This is a genomic window from Pandoraea apista (assembly GCF_001465595.2).
Classification (GTDB): Bacteria; Pseudomonadota; Gammaproteobacteria; order Burkholderiales; family Burkholderiaceae; genus Pandoraea; species Pandoraea apista.
In genome coordinates, this window is sequence record NZ_CP013481.2 from 566421 (window position 1) to 587927 (window position 21507).

Sequence of the window (21507 nt, forward strand, 5' to 3'; positions counted from 1 at the left end):
TCGTTTTATGAACATCAACGAGATTGAAAGCAAAGTCGCCGAGATCATCGGCAATATCGTTTTGACGCAAGTCGAACCCGACACGCTGCTCATTGACTCCGGGTTGGTCGACTCGCTCTCGGCGGTCGACGTGGTCCTCGCCGTAGAGCGCGAGTTCGGCGTGAAAGTGCCGCCGTCGGAGATCGACGTGTATCTGGAATCGGTGCACACGCTGGCCGAGTTCATTGCGGAACACAAGCGCGCCTGAGTCCCGGCGCGATTTGCCAGAGGAGTTCAACCATGCGCTTCGATTTTGAACGACGGGAATTCGTCGACCTTGCCCAGACGCCCGACGCCCCTGCGGTGATCGACACGCAAGGCACGCTCAGCTGGGCCGCGTTGCGCGCTGCCACGGATCAGTGGATGACGGATGCCGAAGTCGCGGGGGTATTGCCCGACGTGCCGCTGGTCATTTCGGGACACAAGGAGTCGGGCTTTCTGGTGGCGATGCTTGGCTGTCTGTGCCTGGGGGTGCCATTCGTACCGGTGGACGTGATCAACCCCGCGCAGCGGATTGCGCGCATTGGCGAACTGGTGCAGGCGGGGCTTCGCTTCGATGCTCAGGCCGACGCGTTCGTGCCGACCGGGCACGACGCTGCCGTGCTGGCGCAGAAGGGGCTCGCCTACATCATGTTCACGTCGGGCAGTACCGGCGACCCCAAGGGGGTGCAGATCGGCCGCGACAGCGTGGCGTTGTTTGCCGGTTGGATTCGCGACGATGTGAAGCCGGGTCCCGCCCCCGCCTTCATGGACCAGATGCTGTTCAGCTTCGATTTCTCGCTGTTCAACTGGGTGGGAGCATTAGCCACGGGCGGTTGTTGCGTCTTGTGCCCGCGCGAGATCATTGCCGATCGCGCGGCGTTCGCAAGTTATCTCGCAGACACGCACGTCAATGTGTGGGCGTCGACGCCGTCGTTCGTGCGGCAGCAGTTGCTCAATGCCGATTTCGATCACGCGCATCTGCCGGATTTGCGGATGTTCGTCTTCGGTGCGGAATCGTTGACCCCGGCGGTGGCCGAAGCGCTCTGGCAACGTTTCCCGGATGTTCGCATCGTGAACTCTTATGGTCCGACGGAAGCTACGTGTTCGACCACTTGGGTCGAGATCGACCCGGCCTTGCGCGCAGCCGCGCCGCTACCGTTTCCCATCGGCCGCGCCAAGCCCTACGCCGAGGTGTTCATCGACGACGGCGAGATTTGCATGGCGGGCGATCACGTCATGCGGGGGTATCTGAATCGCCCCGATCTCAACGAAACGCGGCTGTTTCAGTATCACGGCAAGCGCGCTTACCGCAGCGGCGATCTCGGTGAAATTGACGCGCAAGGGCTCGTCACCTTCCGCGGTCGCCGCGACGATCAGGTCAAGATGCACGGCTATCGTATCGAACTGGCGGAAGTCGATGCGTCGCTGGCGACGCTGCCGGGCATTCGGGCGGGGGCCGCTGTGGCGTTGCGGCGTCCGGACGGCGCAATCGTGCGCATGATCGGGTTCGTCGAGCCGGAAACGAACGGCCCGGCGGGACTGCACGATGTGCCCGAAGCGCTGGCGGGATGGAAGTCACTGCTTGCGCAGCGCTTGCCGCCGTACATGATCCCGTCGGAGCTGGTCGTATGTCACGGCTTCCCGACGACGAACAGCGACAAAGCCGATCGCAAGCAATTGGAACGGATGTATCTGGAGGCGCGCACGCGCCCGGCCTCATCCGCAAAAACGGAGTCGTAAGCATGAACATGTTGCGTAATCTGACACTCGCAATGACGCTGACTGTCACGGGCATCGGCACGAGCGCGGCCGAAGGCATCTTCGCCCGGCTGTATGCGGCGCGTCCACCGGCGGGTTCGTCATTCGTGCGTGTCGTCAATCCGGGCACCTCGGCCATGCGCGCGCAGGTCGCCAACGGGCCGGCGCAGGTGCTGACCGGGGAGAAGGTGGCCAGCACGTATGCCATCGTCAAGGGGAACGAAACGTTCCGGGTGGTCATCGACGGCAAGCCGGCCGGCACGCTTCAAGTGGCGCCGGATACCTTCAATACGGTGATCGTGCGTCGCGACGGTGGCAAAGTGGCGCTCACGACCTTGGTCGACACGGCCGGCACGCAAGACGGCCTGAAGGCCGAACTGCGCTTCTACAATCTCAGCGAGAAATGTTCGGGAGCGAAGCTGAGCGTGAGCCCGTCGGGACCGACGTTGTTCGACGACGTGGGGCAGGGGGCGTCGGTGGCGCGTGCGATCAATCCGGTGAAGGCCACGCTGGTATCGGGGTGTGGCGCAGCAGTGTCCGGGACGCTGGCCCTGCCGGGGCTTGAGCCGGGCGATCACTACAGCCTGTTTGTACTCGGTACACAGACTGCGCCGGTGCTGCGCGGGCAGTTGAGCGCGACCGATCCCTATCAGCAATAAGTGCCACGATGGCCTCGCGCCGTCGTGCTACGCCGTGTCAGGACAGTGCTGCCTTCCAGTCGCGTAGCAGCGCTTTCGAGCCGGGCGTATCGTCGAACACCCATGGGTCGATGGCGAATGCGACCAGCCGGGCCGCGCCGTACTGTCTGGCCGTCTCCCATTGACGCTTGACGCGGCCGAAGTCGGCCGCTATGGCGTTGAATTCCGTACCGTCGTTCTTCTGCGAAGGCAGTTCTTCGAAGAGTTCGAGAATGATGTCGAAACGCGCGCCCCGCGTTTTGAGCATCGAGAACAATGGCGTGAGCGCCGCGTAGTTCGCCATGCCGGCCACGCCCACGCCGTCCTGAATCATGGGGTGGAGCTGAACGCGTTCGAGCAGCGTGCCCCACAAATCGGTCAGCGTACCGAGCGTCGGGAGCTTGCTGAAGTAGGTGGAAATGGTCGGCGCCCGGCCGCTCGTGGCGATGGCCGCCTCCGACATGGCGCCGAGCCATGCACTGAGTTTGTCGATCCGGAAGGGCGTGGCCCAGTGGTATTGCTCGAGTTCGTAGGGCAGATACCAGCCACGAAATGCCGGGTGTTTTGTCCACCCCGCGTTCTGCATATAGGCCGCGGCGCGCTTCCCGGTGCGTTGCAGATAGGCGTCGAGGGCGTTCGCCTGTGTGGCATCGATGGCGGTCCACCAGCGCTCGTCGTACGGCACGCCCAGATGAACGCCCATCTCGAGCGCAGCGCTCTCGTCGAGGAGCGTACGGATCAACGCATCGGGAGCCATCCAGGTGTTGTCGGGCTCGCCGTCGATGCCGACCCATTGCACGAAGATTTCCTTGCAACCGAGCGCATGCGTGGCGGCGAGGCGCTCGCGCCATTGCGCGGGCGTCCATTCCAGATGGCTGCGCCAGAGTTGCACGAAACTCCCACCGATTTCCGGCGGCGTCGTACACGCAGCCATCGGCAGGCAGGCGACCAGCGCGGCAGCTTGCAGCAAGCGCCGGCGCAACGGGGAGTCAGGGGCGGCTGCCGGTACAATATTGTCTTTGCGCGTGGCGTTACGCCATGCGTTGTGTCGCGGATTCCTCATGAGCAAACCTGCCCTCACCCTCAAGTTCAAGTGCACCAAGTGTGCCAAACCGGTCACGCTGTATTTGCAGAAGACGACAGCCTGTTCGCACATCACCCCGTATCAGGGATGGTGCAAGTGTGGTCAATTGATGCGTCATGCCACAGGCGACAAGGACGCGGTTGCGTCGTTCGTCGATTCGATGGACCCGCTGTGGTCGCATCACCACCACCATCATTGAACGGCGCAGTCCTGCGCCCTCATGATCCCGGCTGGGATCATGATCTCGATCCGCCCCCAGATTAGACCCATATCGTGCCCTCGGGCCGTCCCCGGTCCGTCCCCCGAACGGACCGCTTGCCGGCGTCTCACCTGATCCTCCGGCGCTGTCGTATCGCGCCAGTCAGGGCGCGGCGTTCACGCGTGACGACCCGCCGAGCCACGCCAGACGCCGTCGAATGAAGGCTTGCGCGGGGGCTTCCAACGCCCGGTAGACCAGACGCGCCAACGTGAAGACCACGACGAGATAAGCCGCGAGGAACCACGGGCTCATGGCGAGCGTTGCGCTGCTCAAGCCGAACAACGACAGCACGATCACGGCCGTCAGTTGCAACGGGAAGTGAATGAGATAGCTCGAATACGTGGTGTTGCCAAGGTTGGCAATCGGCCCGGCCAGCCGCTCGGGAATCCACGGCTCGACGACTTGCAGCAGCACGATCGACACAGGCGCAATGACCGTAGCTGCGAGATACTTCGTGCCGCCGAACGCGAAGCAAACGCCGATCAATCCCAGATAGGCCGCGCAGCACAGCAGTATCGTCGCCTGCCGCCGCGACTCGATCACGCTGCGCAGCCGCTCGTACACCAGATGCACGGCCCCGCCCATAAAGAAGTAAAAGGCGCAGAAGACGATGTTCGATTCGCTGCCTTTGATCTGTTGATGAATCAGCAGCAGGCCCGCGACAGCCGACAGAACCATGAGCGACAGCGTCGATACCAGTCCGATACGGAAGAACCGCGCCAGCAGGAAGAACGCAAAATAGATGACGATTTCCGTCGACACGCTCCAGACTGGCCCGTTGAACGAGTCGGTGTAAGGCGTGAGCCATCCCGAAGCGAAGATCACGTTGACGAAGAAATCGTACGGCGTGTTGTACGGATACACGAAAAACGCGTGATTTTCGCGCACGTAATACAGCTGAAGCGCGGCGACTGCCACGAGCGTGACGATATGCAACGGATACAGCCGCGAGAACCGGTTCAGGAAGAACAGGCCGCCGGACACCCGGCGCGTGGCGATCTTCGTCAGATAGCGATTGAAGAAGATAAAGCCGGAGATCGTCCAGAAGACGTTCACGCCGAGCCACCCGTAATCGTAGAACGGGTGGAGCAGGGCGTAGAGCGGCTGGCCGGTACGGGCGACGTCGATCGACGCCGTCGCGGGCTGAAAGAAGAAATGCTGGTAATGCCAGATGAGAACGGCGAACGCGCTGAAGAATCGCAGGATCTCGATGCCGACCAACCGGTCTTGGCGACTGCTCATCGGTCTTATCCCTTGATTCCCTTTTCTCCGCGAAGTTTTCGCAGCATTTTGAGCCCCTTGCGTATGGCTGCAGAGTATATCTCTTTGCCCTTCAGCAGGGGGTCGACATGCCGGTCATATGGCTGAATCGTAATGGGGAAGTAGGGAGAGAGCTTGGCAACTACCTGGTCGATCGGAATCTTGGTGTTGCTCTGAACCACCGCGAACATACCGTCGCTCTCGGGCGCGAAGTAGTGCGCGGCGTCCCATTCCTGCATTTTGTCGGCGAACCACACGCTTTCGCTCGCGTGCAACGTGCGCTGCGGCGGCACCGCCTGCGTGTGATACCGCTCAAGCAGTCCCGCATGCTCGGCGTTGAGCCAGTAGAGCGTGTATTCCGTCCAGTCGATGGCGTAGTTCGCAAGCAGCACGCGCTTCCAGTCGGTGCCGTTCACGGCTTCCAGCCGTTGCTGCAACGACAGGCAGAGCGAGCGGGACAGCGTTGCCGGTGTCCACCAGACACCCTCGCGGTCCAGATGCGGATCGACGTCGAGCAGCTTGGCTGAGGCTTCCCAGTAGTACGGCTCGACACTGCGCCCCTTGAGGTGCGTTACCGCGCGGCCGTCCACAATCAGCGAATCGTAGTCGAAGGCGTGCGTGGCAAAGCAATCCGGGTCGAAGATGAGGAAATACTCGGTCTCGATCCACTCGGGTGCGTTGATCTTGATGATCTGCTGGCGATGCCAGTTACGGATCTGGTGACGTTGGGAGAATTCGGCAAACGCGCCCATGTAAAGCGATTCGTCGATCACCTCGATGGGGAAGTCGGACCAGGCTTTGGCATAACCCCTGACCTCGTCGACTTCGTCGTGCGGCACGATGATCACAAAGCGATGGAACAGATCCGGCGTTGTGAAGTGCCGCAGCGACGAGAACAGAATGTCGCAACGGCCGATGTTGTCGGCGTAATGGCGTCCCCGTGTTTTGATCGGCAGAATCGCGCTGATTTGTGGCATGGTGATTCGAGGCCGACGGCTTAGAAGAAACGGTAGATGAAGCTCGGGATATATCCCCGGCGATGCGTGAGCGCCACCCCGATCAGTCGTCCGCCTGCATCTTCAACCTGCGCCTTGAGCCCCGCGATGACCGGTTTGCGCGTCGCTTCGGCGCGCACCACGAGCACGGTGGCGTCTGCCAGCGAGGCGTTTTCGATGCCGGTGAAGGACTGGCTCGACGGCGGCGCATGCACGACGATGTAATCGTGCGATTCGCGCAGCGCGTCGAACAGGCGGTTGACTTGCTGCCACGACGAAGGAATCGCCCCGCTGCGCGGCTGCGCCACGACAATATTGTGGCCGTCCACCCGCGTGAACTTCAGATCCTCGATGGCTGCTGAATCGACCGGCGCTACGGCGTCGGCGTTGACCGTGCCGCTGCCGCCGTTAGACGGCCACGCCAGAAGCCCCTGCGCGTTGGGCTTGCCGTAGATCGGCGAGTCCGGTGTCGACGCGATATCGAGGATCAGGATCGGTTTGGCCGTGCGGTGTTCCAGTTCCGTAGTCAGCCCCTGAATCACGGACGCCAGCCCATCGTTCTTACCGGCCGAGAGCACCATGACGACCTTGGCGGGTGCGTCGGTTGCGCTGTTGATGGCGGCAATCATGCGGCCGTAGGCCAGATGCGCCGGCCGCGCGAACGCGGGCTCGGCGTCGGCGCTCGCGGAAGTGGCGACGGCACCCGCCGCGCCAGCTACGCCTGCCGCACCTGCCCGGCGCTCGCCGCCGAGCAACACCGGCGCATTCACGACCGGCAGCAACAGGGCGCGTTCCACCTGCTCGGGGCTCAGGAACGTCTCGCGCATGCTCGCCATAATCAGCACGGTCAGCGCGGAAATCAGCAGGCCGGCAACGATCGATGCGGCAATCAACAGGCTCGCCGAGACACTGCGTTGCGAGGGCGGGAACGGCGCCTGAATCACGCGCACGTTCGTGCCGTTGATCTGGCTGACCTGCCCTTGCTGCACGCGCGCGAGTTCAACCTGGCGCGAGCGATCCTTGAAGCTGTCGGCAAGGATGTCGCGACGTGCCTGCAACTGGCTCAACTGGCTCGATACATCGCTCATGCCTTGCAGCTTCGAACGCGTTTGCTTGATCTGCTCGTCGAGCGCGCTTTGCTGTGCGAGACCGCCGGCGATGCTCGCGTTGAGCACGGCCAGACGTTCCTGCACCACATCGTAGTAATTGTTATGACCCAGACGCGTCGCGGTCATCATCTGCTGCTTCTGATTCGCGATGTTGGCGCGCATGTCGGCGATCTGCTTGTCCAACTGCTGCACGAACGGCGACGTCGGCAAGTAACGCGAAGCGAAGTCGGCACGCTTGGTCTCCAGCTCCATGAGCGTGACCTGCATGCCGTTGATCGCACGGCTGGATTCGGAGTCGTCAGAGTAGATCGGAATGGTCGAGCGCACGTCTCTGGTCGACGCCTGCAACGACTTCAGTTCGCTGCGGTCCTGCGCGAGCTTGGCGTCGGTTTCCAGCTTGCGCTGAACCAGTTCGGCCTCGAGTTGCACGGCGCGCGACGTCTGGTCGTCGATCTTGACGATGCCGTGCTTTTTCTGGAACGCAAGCAAATCGGCGTCGGCCTTGTCGAGCTGCTTGCCCACGTCATCACGCTGGCTGACCAGCAGATTGACGCGGCCCGAGGTAAAGATCGAAGCACGTTGGCGGAAATACTTGTCGAGCAGACGCGCCAGCGCCCCGGCCGCCACTTTGGGATCGGTATCCGAATAACTGAGCGAGATGGTGTTGGCGAGGTCGTTCTGCTCGATGTGCAGGCGGCGCTCGAAATTCTGCAATTCGCGATTGATGTCGCTCTCGGTCGCCCCCGGACCAAGCTTCGACAGGATCACTTCCCGGTGCAGTTCCGGGCTCGACAGAATCTGCGCTTCCACGCCGTTCAACTGCCCGGGCGGCGGCTGTATCGATACGCTGGGATTCGGGTTGTTGGTCTGATCGTAATAACCCGCGTTCAGGACCAGCAGCGTCGCTTGTGCCTTGTACGGAATCGGTACGAACAGCGCAACGAGAATGCCGAGGGCAACGATTGCGAGAAATACGGTTGTCGCAATCTTGCGGTAATAGAAAAGTGTGTTGAGATAATCCCGGATCGTCACATCGACGACCGCAGCACGCCGGTCAGGCCTTGTTCTAGTCGTAATCGCCATAGAGATGCAAGAAACAGAAAGGTTGCCCGGCCATTGTGAATGGTTACAAGGCGCATATCTTACGGAAGAAAGTCCCCGAAAAGTCCCCCAAAAGCCGATATTGTCCTATAAATCCGACGTTCTTTTATCGTGCTTGGCGAGACGGCCGAACTGCACTAGAGTACGGTCGAAACCGTGAAACTCCTCCGCTTCTTGCCATCTGTCCCATGAATATTCTCCGCACGACCTGCGCACTGATGCTGACGATGCTCACAGCATGCACGCACACGTGGGTCGACACGAAATACCAGCAGGCCGATCGCTTCGCTACCTGGGTGGACGCAGCGCCGAGCCCGTATCGCTTGTTGCCCGGTGACGATATTTCGGTCGTTCTGCCATTCAACATCGAACTCAACTACAAGGGCCGCGTGGCCCCGGATGGCACGATCGCCATGCCGTTCGCCGGTAATCTGCCGGCCGCCGGGCAGACGCTCGCCCAGTTCGGCGAGACAGTCAACCGCGCACTGGCGGCCAACGGCATGACCGCCAACGCCCACGCGATTGTCGCCGTCACACAGACGGCGGCGCACATCTTCGTCGGCGGCGAGGTGGGCAAGCCCGGCGAACTGGCGCTTACCCCCGGCATGAGCGTGATGCAGGCAGTCATTACCGCACAGGGCTTGCTCGATACGGCGCGCACCGGCGAAATCGTGCTGATTCGACGCAGTCCCGACGGCCGTCCTATGCTGCGTACGGTGGACGTGAAGGCGCTCACTCAGCAAGGCGACCCGGCGCAGGACATCGTGCTGCAATCCAACGACACGATCTTCGTGCCGAAGTCGTCGATCGCCGAAGTGGACATGTGGGTCGACCAGTACATCAACAAGGGCCTGCCGTTCCAGAAGAACCTGAATTACGACATCAACGGCGCACGCAGCTTCTGATGCTCTGATGTAGATAACCGCTCGCGTCCGGCTGCCGCAGGTTTCCCTCGGCCGCCGGACCCGCCGAATCCGCCAAGTCTAACCACCGAATTCAACCACTTCGTGACAGCCGGGCCGCAAACCCTCGAACTGGATTCCGCCACCCCCAGCGAAACGACAGACGCTCTGCCGCCGGTCTTCGCGGGCGACTTGCCGCGCACGTTCGTCGTTGGGTGTCTGGTTGCGCTCTTGCCGTTTTTCGGCCAGACCTTCCATTACATTACGGCCCTTTACCCGCTGTGGGCACTGTCGAAGGCGTTCCCGATTCTCACGCTGCCGCTGGTGCTGCGACTGGGCAGTCAGCCACGCTTTCCGATGACCCGGCAGGTGCTGCTGAGTTTCGCGTGGCTGCTGCTGGTGCCGAGCTTTGCCGCCGTTATTTATTTCCACGAGAGTGTTTTCGTCAGTATCACGGCGCAGGTGAAGTTGCTGCCGATTCTATATTTCTTTTCGTTTTTGGCGTTGTTGCTGATGCTCAAGCCCACCCTGGGCGAATTGGGGCGCAGCTTTGTGATTCTGGGCGCGGTCGTTGTCGGCGCCTTGATTCTCATGTGGATCGTGGTGCCCGCCAGTTGGTACAAGGAAACCTATGTTTTCGGGCAGGCGCCGTTCTTCACCAGCGACAGTCGCGGGCATCGCATCCGGATGTCGATGTATTTCCCGTTCATTCTGTTGTTTTTTTGTTACCGCCGCGCATTCTTCGAGCGGCATCTCGGCTATCTGGCCGGTGCGCTCGTCTGTCTGGCCGTTGCGCTGCTGATCGTGAAATCGCGTGCACTGGCGATCGGCATTCTGGGCGTGCTGGTCATCAACACCTTCGTGTGGGCGCGGCCGCGCGCGCGGATCGGCTTGCTGCTGGTGGCTCCTGTCGTGCTGGCGGCGATTTTCTCGATGGGGTATCTGGCGACCATTTTCAGCGCCGGGGCCGAGACGGGGTTCGATACCCGCCGCATTTCCGCGCAATTGGCGACCCGCTTCCTCGGTGACGACGCCCTGCGCTGGTTGTTCGGCGTGGGCACCATCAGCCCTGCGAGCGGCGATACGCTCACGACCTACTTCCACCATTTCTTTTTCCTGGCGGACATTACCTGGCTGGGTATCGTGTTCGAGTTCGGCCTGATCGGTGCGCTGATCATCCTGTGCCTGCAACTGCGGGGATTGTTTTTCTACCGGCGGTTGCGTGCGGAAGTCGAAGACGATTTCCTGGGTGCGCTGTACGACTATCTGGTCTTCGTCCTGCTGGCTTCGTTCTTCTATCCTCCAACGCTTGCGCCGGGCGAGACCGCCGTTATTCTGGCGATCTTCGTCTATATCTGGCGCGAAGGCGGTTTCGATCATCGTGCACATCGTGCAGATACCCGGAGTTTTCATGCGACGCGTGTTGCCGCGCCGTAGTGCGTGTTCCAAACTGGTTCATCTGATGGGCGCGGCCGTGCTGCTGACATCCGCCGCGTGTACGAAGGCGACCTCCGGCGAACCCCTGCCGGTCGCCATTGCCGTGGACGCCGCCGCGAATCGTCACCCGATCAGTCCGTTGATTTACGGCATCAACTTCGGTACGACGGCGATGTTGCAGGATCTGCGCGCGCCATTGAATCGTTCGGGCGGCAATAGTGCGTCGGCCTACAACTGGCGGCTCGATGCCCGCAACGCGGGGCGGGACTGGTACTACGAGAGCCTGCCGGTGAATCCGGCCGATATCAACGATCAGTTCGGCGACCGGTTCGTGGCGTTGACGCAGGCCGGCGGTGCGACCCCGATCATCACGATTTCGATGCTCGGGCGCGTAGCCACGCTTTCACGCGCCCGCGAAAGGCTGGCCAGCTTCTCGATTGCCAAGTACGGGCCGCAACAGAATTACGATGTGGACGGCATGACCGACGCGGGGAACGGTATTCTGCGCGATGGCACGCCCGTTGTGAACGATCCGAACGACGCTACCGTGCCCGACGATCCGGCGAGCCAGCAGGCGCGTGTCGCGGCGCTGGTGCAGCAATTCGGGCCGGCGCGTGCGGGTGGCGTGCGCTACTACGCCATGGATAACGAACCCAGCCTATGGCAACTGATCCACAACAACTCGCATCCCGTTGGCGCACATGCGAGCGAAATTGCCGCCAAGGTGATCGCTTACTCGCGCGCGGTGAAAGCGGCGGACCCGGGGGCCAAGGTGCTCGCGCCGGAAGAATGGGGCTGGAACGGGTATCTGTATAGCGGTTTCGATCAACAGTATTCGATCAAGCACGGCTATGCGCAGGCACCGGATCGTCAACACGAGACCGGCGGCATGCCTTACATCCCGTGGCTGCTCACGCAGTGGAAGAAAGCCGGGCGTCCGGTCGATATCTTCAGTCTGCACTTCTACCCGCAGAGCAAGGAATATGAGGAGCCGGTCGATAGCAATTCAGAGGCTATCGCGCTGATGCGCAATCGCTCCACGCGCAACCTATGGGACCCGAATTACAAAGATCCGACGTGGATCAACAGCGTCGTTGCGCTGATTCCGATGATGCGCCAGTGGGTCGACACGTATTACTACCCCGGCACGCCCATCGCCCTTACCGAATACAACTGGGGGGCCGATCACCGCATGAACGGCGCGACCGCACAGGCCGATATTCTGGGCATTTTTGGCCGGGAGCGGCTGGACATGGCGACCCGCTGGGGCACGCTCGATCCCTCGATGCCGGTCTACAAGGCGATCAAGCTGTATCGCAATTACGACGGCAACGGTGGCGAATTCGGTTCGACCAGCGTTGCCGCCACCGTGCCGGACCCGGATACCGTTTCGGCGTTCGCCGCACTGCGTGAGAAAGACGGCGCCCTGACCGTGATGGTCATCAACAAGCAACTCGAGCGAGCCACGCGGGCCACGATCTCGCTGGCCAACTTTGCACCGTCGGGCACGGGGGAAGTGTGGCGTCTGGCCGACAACCAATTGACCCGCCAGCCGGACGTCACCTATGCCGGCGGCGAACTGCGGGCCGATCTGCCGGCCCAGAGCATTGTGCTCTTCGTGCTGCGCAAGCCGGTGAAGTGATATGACGGATTCGGGCACGCCGCCGGGCAAGACGGGCGCATCGATGATTCGCGGCAGCGCGATCAGTCTGGGTGTTCGCTTGCTCGACCTGCCCAGCCGCTACGGTTTTCACTTACTGATTGCGGCAGCGCTTGGCGTTGTCGACACCGGTAACTTCTACATCGTGTTCAGCACGATGGTGGCACTTGCTGGGTTCGGGCGTCTGGGGATCGATCAGGCGCTGACCCGGCAGTTGGCGATGGACGTCGCTTCAGGCCAGTCAGGCGCCGTTCGCCCGATGATTCGGCGCGCGCTCGTGCGGGTCTTCACCGCGTCGGCTGCGGTGTCGGTTTTGCTGGCTGCGGGCGCGGGGGTGTTCGCGCACGACATTCTCAGAAAACCCGAACTTACCGTGCCGCTTATGCTTGGCGCGCTCTCGTTCATTCCGCAAAACGTGGGGGCGGCCCTCGCCGGTGCGCTCGCAGGCTTGCAGCGCGTGGGCTACAGCCAGATGATCTATTCGTGGCTCTGGCCCGCGATTTTCTGCGTGGCGGTCATTCCGCTGGTGGTCACCGGACAGTTGACGGTGACGAATACGCTGGTGCTCATCGCCGTGAGCTTCACGCTCGCGGCGGTTGCCGGTGCGGTGCTGCTGCGACGCTTCCTGCGCGAGGTTCCGGCAGGCATGCCGCACGGCACTCTCCCGGGGCTGCTCAGGCCTGGTTTGTCGCTGTTCTCGCTGGAACTTACGAAGCTGCTGATTACGTCGGCGCCTGCCATCGTTCTCGGGATTGTCGCAACCTCGCGTGAGACGGGCCTTTTCGCCCTTGCGTGGCGGCTGGCGCTGGTCGTCAACATTCTCATCAGTGGTGTGACCGGCATGGCAGCGCCGCGATTCGCAAGCCTTTATGCACGTCAGGATCTGCCGGGGCTCGAGCGCAGCGCTGCGCAAGCGATCGGACTGGTGCTGTGTCTGGCGCTGCCGGTGACCTTGGGCATGCTGGTGATTCCGCAGCATTTGCTGGGCCTGTTCGGTCACGGCTACGACGACGGAGCGAGCGCGTTGCGTGTGCTGGCGTTGGGGCAGATTGCCGCCGCCTGTTTCACTGCGATGCCCGAACTGCTCGGCATGACGGCGCACACGCGTGCGCTCATGCGTATCAACGTGGTGTCCGTCGGGGTGCTATTGCTGGGCCTTGCCGTGCTGACACCCCTTGGCGGAAGTGTTGGGGCGTCCGTGGCGGCGTCGCTCGCTATTGCCGTGAATGGGGCCGCGGCCACATGGGCGGCCCGCCGATTGCTCGGCGTGTCGCCGTTTGCCACGCTCTGGCAGTGGACGGCGGGACGTGTCGCCCGCCGTTGATCAGGACCGCGCCGCTTCTGCCCGAACGGCCTCGCGCCAAGGTGTCCACGTCAAATCGAAGGTCTTCTCCGCCAGACTGGCATCGAGGCAAATGTCTTGCTGCCAGAGGTGCGCGAGCGACGGCGGCAGCGGCGGAGGTAATGACGTCAGGCCGATCTTGCGGCCTGCAATCTCCGCGATCTTGAGTGCGGGAGCGACCAGTTTCGTCTCGATCTTCAGGCGTCGCGTACCGATGCGTTTGACGGGCGTGGCGCCCAGCGCCATCGCATAAGCGATGAAGTACTCGTTCCAGCGCGGCGCGTTTGCCATTGCGAGGTTGTAGGCCCGGCCGCCAGCGTCGGGCCGTCGCAGCGCGCCGAGCGCGGCGGCGACCACATCGTCGACATGCACGAGGTTGCTGTGCGCGTCGCCCGCCGCGCCGAGATCGCCGAGGCGGCCAGCGCGCAGCAGTTGCGCAATGCGCTCCGACCATTGCGGACTACCGCCGCCGTAGACGCATCCCGGGCGCAACATCGAAACCGTGGGCAGGCCGGCGAGCGCCTGCTCCGCTTCCACTTTGGCCATACCGTAGGGGCTCGCCCCTGCGAGTGCCGCTGTCTCGTCGATCCGGCCCTCGGCTGTGCCGTAGACAGCCATCGAGCTGAAATACACCACAGGAACCGGTGCGCTGCGCGCTTCGAGCGCAGCGCGCAGCGCACGCGCGTTGGCAACGATCGTTTCGGGCGACCCGGCAACGCAGTTCACCACACCGTCGACGTCGGCGAGTGCGGCGCCAAACGCGGCGGCGCTGAGCGCATCCACTGGGCGCAGGCCGGCATCGGCACGGCGGGAGGCGGCGATCGGTTCGGCCCAATCGGTGGCGGCGAGTGCGTTGACGACATGGCGGCCGATGAAGCCGGTGGCGCCGGTAACGAGGATGCGGGCTTTCATGGAGCGGTGGGTTTCAGGGAGAAGTCGGTGAGAGGGCGGTGGTCGAAGCCTTCGGCAGCGGCAGCGCGCAGACATTGGCATGGCTTTGCAAGTGATCGGCAAGCCGCAGTGCCAGCGCCACGATGCTCAAGGTGGGGTTCGCCTGTCCGGACGTCGGGAAGACCGCCGAGCCGGCAATGAACACGTTGTCGGCCTCGTGTAAACGGCTGTCGGCGTTGACCACACTGCTCGCGGGATCGCTGCCCATGCGCGCGGTGCCGATATGGTGGCCGCCGTAGGCACCGTAACGGGTCATTTCGGCTTCCACCTCGGCGGGGTCATACGAGAAGTGGCCAACGCCGGTGCGTTCGATTTCCCGGGCAAGCGCAGCCAACGCCAGCGTGACGGTCGCCACATCCTGCGGCGTGTACTGCCAGTCGATGTGGATGCGGCGCATGCCCAGTGCATCCACGCCGTCACCCAGCGTTACGCGGCTATCCGCGTTGGGGACCTGCTCGGCGTGAAAATCCAGGCTGAAACGAAGATTGGCAGGCCGTACGATCACGGAGGGGAATTTCCGTTCGGCGAGTGTCCGGTTCAACAACCAATGCGTGAGAAATCGCACAGTATTCGGCACATCCGTGACGACGTTTCGCGCGTGCGCCAGCCAGTTCCCCACGCCACCCGTGGCGTCGCCATACAGGCGCTTCGCGTATTCATACGGCACGATGGGGCGTGCCAGATACAGCGCCGAGAGAATGCCATTGCGATGTCCGGCATCGGGAATACGGGGATGGTGCAGACGGGCAATGAAATTGCCCGCATGCAGGTCGCGCTGCGCTTGCGGCCGCAGGGCCAGCCGGCGGCGGCAATAGATGCCTTCGTCCGATACGTCGTAGCCATGCCAGACCGAGGCGGCTTTCGAGAGGTCCATCGTGCCGATCGTGCCCGCGAGATGGCACATGTAGTACCGCCCGACGACGTCGTTCGCATTTCCCAGCCCCCGGCCGCTGACGCCGGGGCTGTTCAGCAGCACGCGTGGCACTTCGAGACCGCCGGTCGCGAGTACATAGGCCCGGGCGGCAACGGTAAAGGTCTTTCCTTCGAGCGTTCGCACGTCGGCCGGTCCGACAAGGCGCGCTTGCCCCTCCTGAATCGGCAGACGGCAGAGGTTGGCGTGCTGTATGACGCGTATCCGCCCCTTGGCCAGACGGTTGCGGTAACGCGCGCCGAAGTCCGTCGGGCAACTGGACCTCTCAAGCGTGTTCGTCGAGAAGACATCGCTCTCGAAGCCGCCGATCATGGGGGGCGAAGGGGGAGACGGAGGGGGGAATGCCTGCTCGGCGGTGTAGGCAAATTCACCGGCCTCGCACAGGGCGTTGGCTTGCCCGTACCACGGCATCAGGTCGTTCAGCCCAATGGGCCAGCCGCTGTGCGGTATATAGTCGCGGGCGTCGAAGTCGATGGCATCGAGCGGCATGCAGCGTCCGCCCCACAGCGTGGTCGAACCGCCGAAGCGGCGTACGCGATAACTGTCGGCGGGCGGATGCAGCCGAGGGTCGGCGAGGGTGCCGGCGTAGAGCTGCTGCACGGCCGGCTCGGGAGTGTCGCCGCCGCTCTCGAGCAGGATCACGTCGAGCCCGCTCGTTTCGAGCGCAAGGGCAAGCGTAATGCCGGCGGCGCCTGCACCGGCGATGCACAGGTCGGCTTGCAGACAGGTACCGGAGGGAATATCGCGGGCGTCGAGGATCATCGTCTGCGGGAACCGGCAGCGTAGCTAACGGTAAAGAGAAAAATGAAGACAAAGGGACGGCGCAGGCAGCCGCTGCGATGGTAGCCGATCCCCCGCTCCGGGATGACAACTTTTCGCGACAGGTGCGCACACTGCCGCGAAAAGTGTCGCTGACGAACAGAAGACTCACTGCTACTATCGTGCCTGCCATCGAATGCACCCGGCATTGCCGCGCGACAGGAACACGCTAAGTCATGACCCGTGACACCGATCTGAAAAACGCACCGCACACTTCCGTTCGCCCCCGGTTCGAGCCGAGCATCTCGCTGTTCGGATTGAATATCGCAGCCGTGCCGTTCGATACGGCCGTCGACGTGCTCGCGCAGGCGGCCGCGCAACGCGACGGCCGTGCGCGCATTGTGGTGACGCCGAACGTCGATCACATCGTGCGGCTCGACAAGCAGCCCGAGTTCAAGCAGCAGTACCGTGAAGCCGACTACCTCTTCGCCGACGGCATGCCGATCATCTGGGCGAGTCGTCTCTTCGGCATGCCGCTGCCGGGGCGCGTGACCGGTGCCGATCTGCTGCCTGCCTTGTGCGACAGAGTGCGTGCGTCGGGACGCCGTGCAGTCTTCGTTGGCGGCCGGCCGGGGCAGGAAGCGCAGTTGACCGAAGGATTGTCTCAACGCTTTCCGGGACTCGATTTCACTCTGATGGTCCCGTCGATGACGTTCGATCCGACCGGGCCGGAAGGCGAAGAGATCGCGCAACGTGTGCGTGCCGCCGCGCCCGATCTCGTCTTCGTCTGCCTTGGCATGCCGAAGCAGGAGCGTTGGGCGATGGCGTACGCGGGCACTATGCCGGGCGGTCTGATACTGTGCGTTGGCGCGGCGATCGAGTTTGCGGCCGGCATGCAGAAGCGGGCGCCGAGGTGGATGCAGCGCACAGGCCTCGAATGGGTCTTCCGCATCATGCAGGACCCGGGGCGGATGTGGCGCCGCTATCTTGTCGACGACCGTCGCTTCATTGGTATCTGCTGGCGGCAATGGCGCAGCTTCGCACGCGAGGGGCGTCCGTCTGTGTAGTGCGGGCATGAGGGGCGTCTCGCGCACGTGGCGAGCGAGGGCGCTCAGACCGCGTTGCGTCCCGTCACTATCGCCGGGATCGTCTTGAGCAGGATCTTGATGTCGAGCCACAGCGACCAGTGGGTGATGTAATAACGGTCGTATTCCACACGACGCCGCATCTTGTCCGGCGTATCGGTTTCCCCGCGCAGACCATTGATCTGCGCCCATCCCGTAATACCCGGTTTGACGCTGTGGCGCAGCATGTAGCCGGGAATCACGCGCCGGTACATTTCGTTGTGCTCTTCCGCGTGCGGGCGAGGCCCGACGAGACTCATCGATCCATTTAGGACGTCGAACAATTGCGGCAATTCATCCAGCGATGTGCGGCGCAGATGCTTGCCGAGTGGCGTAATGCGGCTATCGCCCGCATGTGCTTGCCGCAAGCCGCCGGTGGTGGCGGCAGCGGCATCTTCCTGCTGGTCCACTCGCATCGAGCGGAATTTGCGCACGATGATCGGCTCTCCGCGTTCGCCGTAGCGGCGCTGGCGGAAGAGAATCGGACCGGGCGAATCGAGTCGCACGGCAATGGCAATCGCGATCATCACCGGCGCCAGCAACAACAGCAGCACTGTTGCGCCGACCAGATCGATGGTGCGCTTGACCATTCGCAACAGCCCTTGCACGGTGATGTCGTGCAGCGCAAGCAATGGCACGCCGGCCAGATCGGTGCTGGTCATCGGCAGGTCGCCCGGGAAGCGGAACTCGGGCAGCAGGTAGATCGAGGCCGTTGAATCGTACAACCGGTTGACGATGTCGCTGGTGAGTTCCTTGTTGTCTTGCTGTCCGATGGCGATGAAGACGATCTCGTAGGCGTTGGCCTGAATGTGCGCTGCGGCGTCGGCGTAGCGGCCGAGGTAAGGCGGCAATACTTCCCCGTCTTCTGCCGTGACCGGCGTGTCGTTGTAATAACCCGACACTTGGATGCCGAGAATCGGCGAGCGGCGCAGACGCATATGCAACTTGCGCGCCTCGGGCCCGAGCCCGAAAAATGCGGCGCGTCGCTGATTGCCGGGGGCGTTGTTGATGCTGTGCGCCATGCCGCGCAGGATCGCCAGTCCGATCATCTGCATGGGCAATGCCAGCAGCGCCCACTCGGCGACCATCAGACGCACGTCTTCGGTGCGCTCGTACGTCAGGAACAGCAGCACGATCGTGGTCAGCAGCAACCGGCACCAGCGCATGGCGCCGCGTCTGAGCATCCAGCCTACGTCACGTGCGCTTGCGAGCAGGTGGAAACTGGCGAAGACGATGAATGCGGCCGCCGCCAGAACACCTACGAGTGTTAGCCCGTATGGGGTATAGGGGTTGTGTCCGTTAAGCAGGAGGACGACGAAGAAAGCGCCCGCGTTGAGCACGGCGCTGAAGCCGCCGACCATCGCCATGAAAAGCCGATGGTGGTAGGTCGTCTGTGTCGACATGACGGGATTCGAAGGGTAGCAATAACTGGCGGGACTCGACAAAGTTCCGGAACGGCGAGAGCCCTCCGATGGTCGCGCGTATCTTATCAGGCAATATTCCCTTTGCGTGTGAACGCTAAGGCGACGCATTATTGCCGCGTTTCGTCCCCCCGGCGTCCCCCGTCAAAATCAGGCTGACCCAGAAAACAACAACGCCCGCCGGATGGAAATCCGGCGGGCGTTCATTTCGGTGCCGCTTCAGATCAGTACGGGTAAACCGTATCGTTCGCGACGGCGGCGCGCTGGCCCTGCTGCACGCGCAATGGCGGCGCTTGCGTGACCGTGGCCACGCGGCCGTCGTCCAGACGCACCGTGATGCGATAGAGCACGTTCGGCTGCCCCATGCCGTTCTCGATGCGGTTGCCTGCGATGGCACCGATCACGGCGCCGCCGATGGTGGTGGCGGTGCGTCCGCGCCCGCCGCCCATGGTGTTGCCGAGCAGGCCGCCGGCTGCGCCGCCGAGCACCGTCCCCAGAATGTTGGGGCTGTTGTTCGCGCCGTTCATCTGTTCAATCGATTCGACACGGCCGTAAAGCGCACCCGGAATCTGCTGCTGTTGTTGGGGCGGCTGCTGGTAGCCAGGTTGATAGCCTTGCTGATACCCCGGTTGTTGGTAGCCCTGCTGGTAGCCTGGCTGCTGGTACCCGTACTGCGGGCCCGGTGCAACGCAGCCAGCCAACATGACGGCGGCCAGTGCCGCGCTGATTCCCGTAAGTGCTTTGATGTTCATTTTGGTTCGTCCTCGTGAGCGTGAGGTAAATGCGCCGCCGCCTTGATGGGTGACGTTGCGCACAATGTGTCGCATCTCTTGCGACCACGACGCGGAATGTAGGGTTCCGCAGGCCTTTGTGCTGTAAGAAAAGGTAAGTGTTTGTAATGGCGACCACGTCGCTATGGCGCGGGTTCGCGGCGCCGCCGCGCATTTTGATGTGTTCCTCGATGATATTCCCGTTGGGTGAGACATGGGGTCATGCTCTGTAAATGCTTAATGCATGAGTGCAATCAACTAATTTTCATGGAGATATTCGCGCTTTGTTGCTGTGCGACGTCAAAAATTCGCTTTGTGACGCGGGAATCGTCTAAGCATATAACCAGAAAACACTTGGATGCACCGGTACCAAGCGGTAACATCGCGACCTTTGGCGCTGGCCAGACCGATCATCGTTTTTCCCTGTTCCGCATTATGTCCGTCGACGTTTCCTTGTCTTCTGCCGCGTCTGCACACGCGAGCCCCGCGGTATCGTCCGCCTCTCATGCCAAAGGTGCCGCCGGTCCCGCAGTGATCCGCTCGGCTGCCGATGTCGCGCAACTCGTCAACGAGGGTGGCGCCCGCGTGTCCAACGCGCGCTGGATCGTAGCCATCGCGCTCGGGGGGGTCTTCCTCGACGCCTATGATCTTGGCGCGCTCGCTTTCGGTCTGAAAGACGTGGCCCGCGAATTCCATCTCACGCCGGCAGGCACAGGCATGGTGGCATCGGCCATCACGTTCGGCGCCATCGTGGGGGCATTCCTCGGCGGATACTTCACCGACCGCATCGGCCGTTATCGCGTGTTCATGGCCGACATGCTGTGCTTCGTGATCGCAGCCATCGCCTGCGCATTTGCGCCGAACGAGTACGTGCTGGCCGGCGCGCGCTTCGTGATGGGGCTGGGCGTGGGGATCGACTTGCCGGTGGCGATGGCATTCCTCGCCGAATTCTCGAAGCTCAAGGGGCGAGGCAACAAAGCGGCACGGGTCGCGATGTGGTGTCCCACCTGGTATGCGGCGATCTGCGCGTCGTACCTGCTCGTGCTGCTCTGCTACTCGGTGTTGCCATCGTCGCACAGCGCGCTCTTGTGGCGAATCATTCTCGGCTTCGGCGCGATTCCGGCGCTGGCAATCATCGCCGTGCGTAGCCGCTATATGAGCGAATCGCCGGTGTGGGCGGCGAATCAGGGCGACCTCGAGGGCGCCGCAAAGATTCTGAAGCGTTCCTACGGTATCGATGCCGTTGTCGCCGCCGATGCGCAGCGGGTGGCACCGAAGCGCCCTGCCGCATGGCGCAACTACGGGGCGTTGCTCAAGGGCGTGTATCTGCGTCGTACGACGCTTGCGACCATCATCGCCGTGGCGTCGTCGTTCGCGTACAACGCGGTGGCGTTCGGGCTGCCCGTGATCATCGCGAGTTTCCTCGCGCAGTCGATGCTCACCACAATTCTGATGTCGCTCGCGCTGAACCTGCTGTTCGCGTTCACCGGTGGGTTGCTGGGCGTGCGCCTTGTGCCGAAGGTGGGGGCCTGGAAGCTGACGGTACTCGGCTACGCCTGCCAGTTGGCGGCGCTCGTCGGTCTTGCGCTGGTCGGCAAGCCGGACGGTGCGGTGCAGGTGGCATGGGCGTTGGGTTTCCTCGCGCTGTTCCTGCTGGGACAGGGTTTTGGTCCGGGGGCGCATTCGATGACGTTTGCATCGCTGAGCTACCCGACGTCGCTGCGCGGCGTGGGGGTCGGCTTCAACCAGACCCTGATGCGCACCAGCTCGACCGTCTCGCTGTTCCTTTTCCCGGTGCTGGCGGCTGCGCTGGCGACGAAGGTGTTCTGGGTTATCGCCGCGGCGCCGGCTATCGGTTTGCTGGCGCTGCTCGCGATCCGTTGGGAACCGTCGAATTACGACGTCGACGCAGAAGACTTCTGAGCGTTGCCCGCCTGCGGGCGGAT

18 protein-coding genes are annotated in these 21507 nt (G+C 62.8%); 10 read left to right on the forward strand and 8 right to left on the reverse strand.

The features are described from left to right. Positions 1-7: 7 nt before the first annotated feature. The 3 genes from AT395_RS02650 to AT395_RS02660 are packed head-to-tail and all read left to right on the forward strand — an operon-like array spanning position 8 to position 2438. Complete coding sequence (locus tag AT395_RS02650; RefSeq protein WP_042113284.1) at positions 8-247, forward strand: acyl carrier protein; 240 nt, start codon at positions 8-10, stop codon at positions 245-247. A gap of 32 nt (positions 248-279) precedes the next feature. Beyond that, a complete protein-coding gene (locus AT395_RS02655) occupies positions 280-1761 on the forward strand; it encodes an AMP-binding protein (RefSeq protein ID WP_048628128.1) in 1482 nt (493 codons plus the stop codon). A gap of 2 nt (positions 1762-1763) precedes the next feature. Beyond that, entirely contained in the window at positions 1764-2438 is a 675-nt protein-coding gene (locus tag AT395_RS02660) for an alginate O-acetyltransferase AlgF (protein ID WP_053086326.1), read from the forward strand. Positions 2439-2475: 37 nt separating this feature from the next. Here AT395_RS02660 and AT395_RS02665 read toward each other — a convergent pair whose 3' ends face one another. Next, complete coding sequence (locus AT395_RS02665; RefSeq protein ID WP_072632755.1) at positions 2476-3519, reverse strand: DUF4434 domain-containing protein; 1044 nt, start codon at positions 3517-3519, stop codon at positions 2476-2478. On the opposite strand from AT395_RS02665, the gene AT395_RS02670 reads away from it, so the two are divergent. After that, entirely contained in the window at positions 3518-3739 is a 222-nt protein-coding gene (locus AT395_RS02670; RefSeq protein WP_042113282.1) for a hypothetical protein, read from the forward strand. The genes AT395_RS02665 and AT395_RS02670 overlap by 2 nt on opposite strands. A gap of 162 nt (positions 3740-3901) precedes the next feature. Here AT395_RS02670 and AT395_RS02675 read toward each other — a convergent pair whose 3' ends face one another. The 3 genes from AT395_RS02675 to AT395_RS02685 are packed head-to-tail and all read right to left on the reverse strand — an operon-like array spanning position 3902 to position 8195. Continuing rightward, the gene (locus AT395_RS02675) at positions 3902-5041 is read right to left on the reverse strand and encodes an acyltransferase family protein (RefSeq protein ID WP_048628127.1); all 1140 of its coding nucleotides are present in this window, start codon (positions 5039-5041) and stop codon (positions 3902-3904) included. A gap of 5 nt (positions 5042-5046) precedes the next feature. Beyond that, entirely contained in the window at positions 5047-6036 is a 990-nt protein-coding gene (locus AT395_RS02680) for a DUF6492 family protein (protein WP_042113281.1), read from the reverse strand. 20 nt (positions 6037-6056) lie between these two features. Then, the gene (locus AT395_RS02685; RefSeq protein ID WP_042113280.1) at positions 6057-8195 is read right to left on the reverse strand and encodes a GumC family protein; all 2139 of its coding nucleotides are present in this window, start codon (positions 8193-8195) and stop codon (positions 6057-6059) included. Positions 8196-8452: 257 nt separating this feature from the next. Between AT395_RS02685 and AT395_RS02690 the strand changes: the two genes are divergently transcribed. The 4 genes from AT395_RS02690 (at position 8453) to AT395_RS02705 (ending at position 13587) form a co-directional block, all read left to right on the forward strand. After that, a complete protein-coding gene (locus tag AT395_RS02690; protein ID WP_042113279.1) occupies positions 8453-9169 on the forward strand; it encodes a polysaccharide biosynthesis/export family protein in 717 nt (238 codons plus the stop codon). A 102-nt stretch (positions 9170-9271) separates the two neighbouring features. Then, positions 9272-10603, forward strand: coding sequence for a hypothetical protein (locus AT395_RS02695; RefSeq protein WP_053086325.1), 1332 nt, complete (start codon positions 9272-9274; stop codon positions 10601-10603). Further along, positions 10578-12245 (forward strand): glycoside hydrolase family 44 protein, encoded by a 1668-nt coding sequence (locus AT395_RS02700; RefSeq protein WP_231606066.1) that lies wholly within the window; start codon positions 10578-10580, stop codon positions 12243-12245. Before AT395_RS02695 ends, AT395_RS02700 begins: the two co-directional genes overlap by 26 nt. Before the next feature lies 1 nt (position 12246). Beyond that, entirely contained in the window at positions 12247-13587 is a 1341-nt protein-coding gene (locus AT395_RS02705) for an oligosaccharide flippase family protein (protein ID WP_072632756.1), read from the forward strand. On the opposite strand, the gene AT395_RS02710 is transcribed toward AT395_RS02705, so the two are convergent. Both AT395_RS02710 and AT395_RS02715 read right to left on the reverse strand, forming a co-directional pair. Continuing rightward, positions 13588-14517, reverse strand: coding sequence for an NAD-dependent epimerase/dehydratase family protein (locus tag AT395_RS02710; protein WP_048628125.1), 930 nt, complete (start codon positions 14515-14517; stop codon positions 13588-13590). Between the two features lie 13 nt (positions 14518-14530). Beyond that, entirely contained in the window at positions 14531-16249 is a 1719-nt protein-coding gene (locus AT395_RS02715; RefSeq protein WP_048628124.1) for an FAD-dependent oxidoreductase, read from the reverse strand. A gap of 233 nt (positions 16250-16482) precedes the next feature. Between AT395_RS02715 and AT395_RS02720 the strand changes: the two genes are divergently transcribed. Next, on the forward strand, positions 16483-17313 hold the full coding sequence (locus AT395_RS02720; protein ID WP_082164674.1) for a WecB/TagA/CpsF family glycosyltransferase: 831 nt from the start codon (positions 16483-16485) through the stop codon (positions 17311-17313). A gap of 44 nt (positions 17314-17357) precedes the next feature. Here the strand turns inward: AT395_RS02720 and AT395_RS02725 are convergent, their stop codons facing one another. Both AT395_RS02725 and AT395_RS02730 read right to left on the reverse strand, forming a co-directional pair. Next, a complete protein-coding gene (locus AT395_RS02725) occupies positions 17358-18773 on the reverse strand; it encodes an undecaprenyl-phosphate glucose phosphotransferase (protein ID WP_231606065.1) in 1416 nt (471 codons plus the stop codon). Between the two features lie 242 nt (positions 18774-19015). Further along, positions 19016-19543 (reverse strand): outer membrane lipoprotein, encoded by a 528-nt coding sequence (locus AT395_RS02730; protein WP_042113275.1) that lies wholly within the window; start codon positions 19541-19543, stop codon positions 19016-19018. 453 nt (positions 19544-19996) lie between these two features. Between AT395_RS02730 and AT395_RS02735 the strand changes: the two genes are divergently transcribed. Beyond that, the gene (locus AT395_RS02735) at positions 19997-21484 is read left to right on the forward strand and encodes an MFS transporter (RefSeq protein ID WP_048628123.1); all 1488 of its coding nucleotides are present in this window, start codon (positions 19997-19999) and stop codon (positions 21482-21484) included. The last annotated feature ends 23 nt before the right edge of the window (positions 21485-21507 follow it).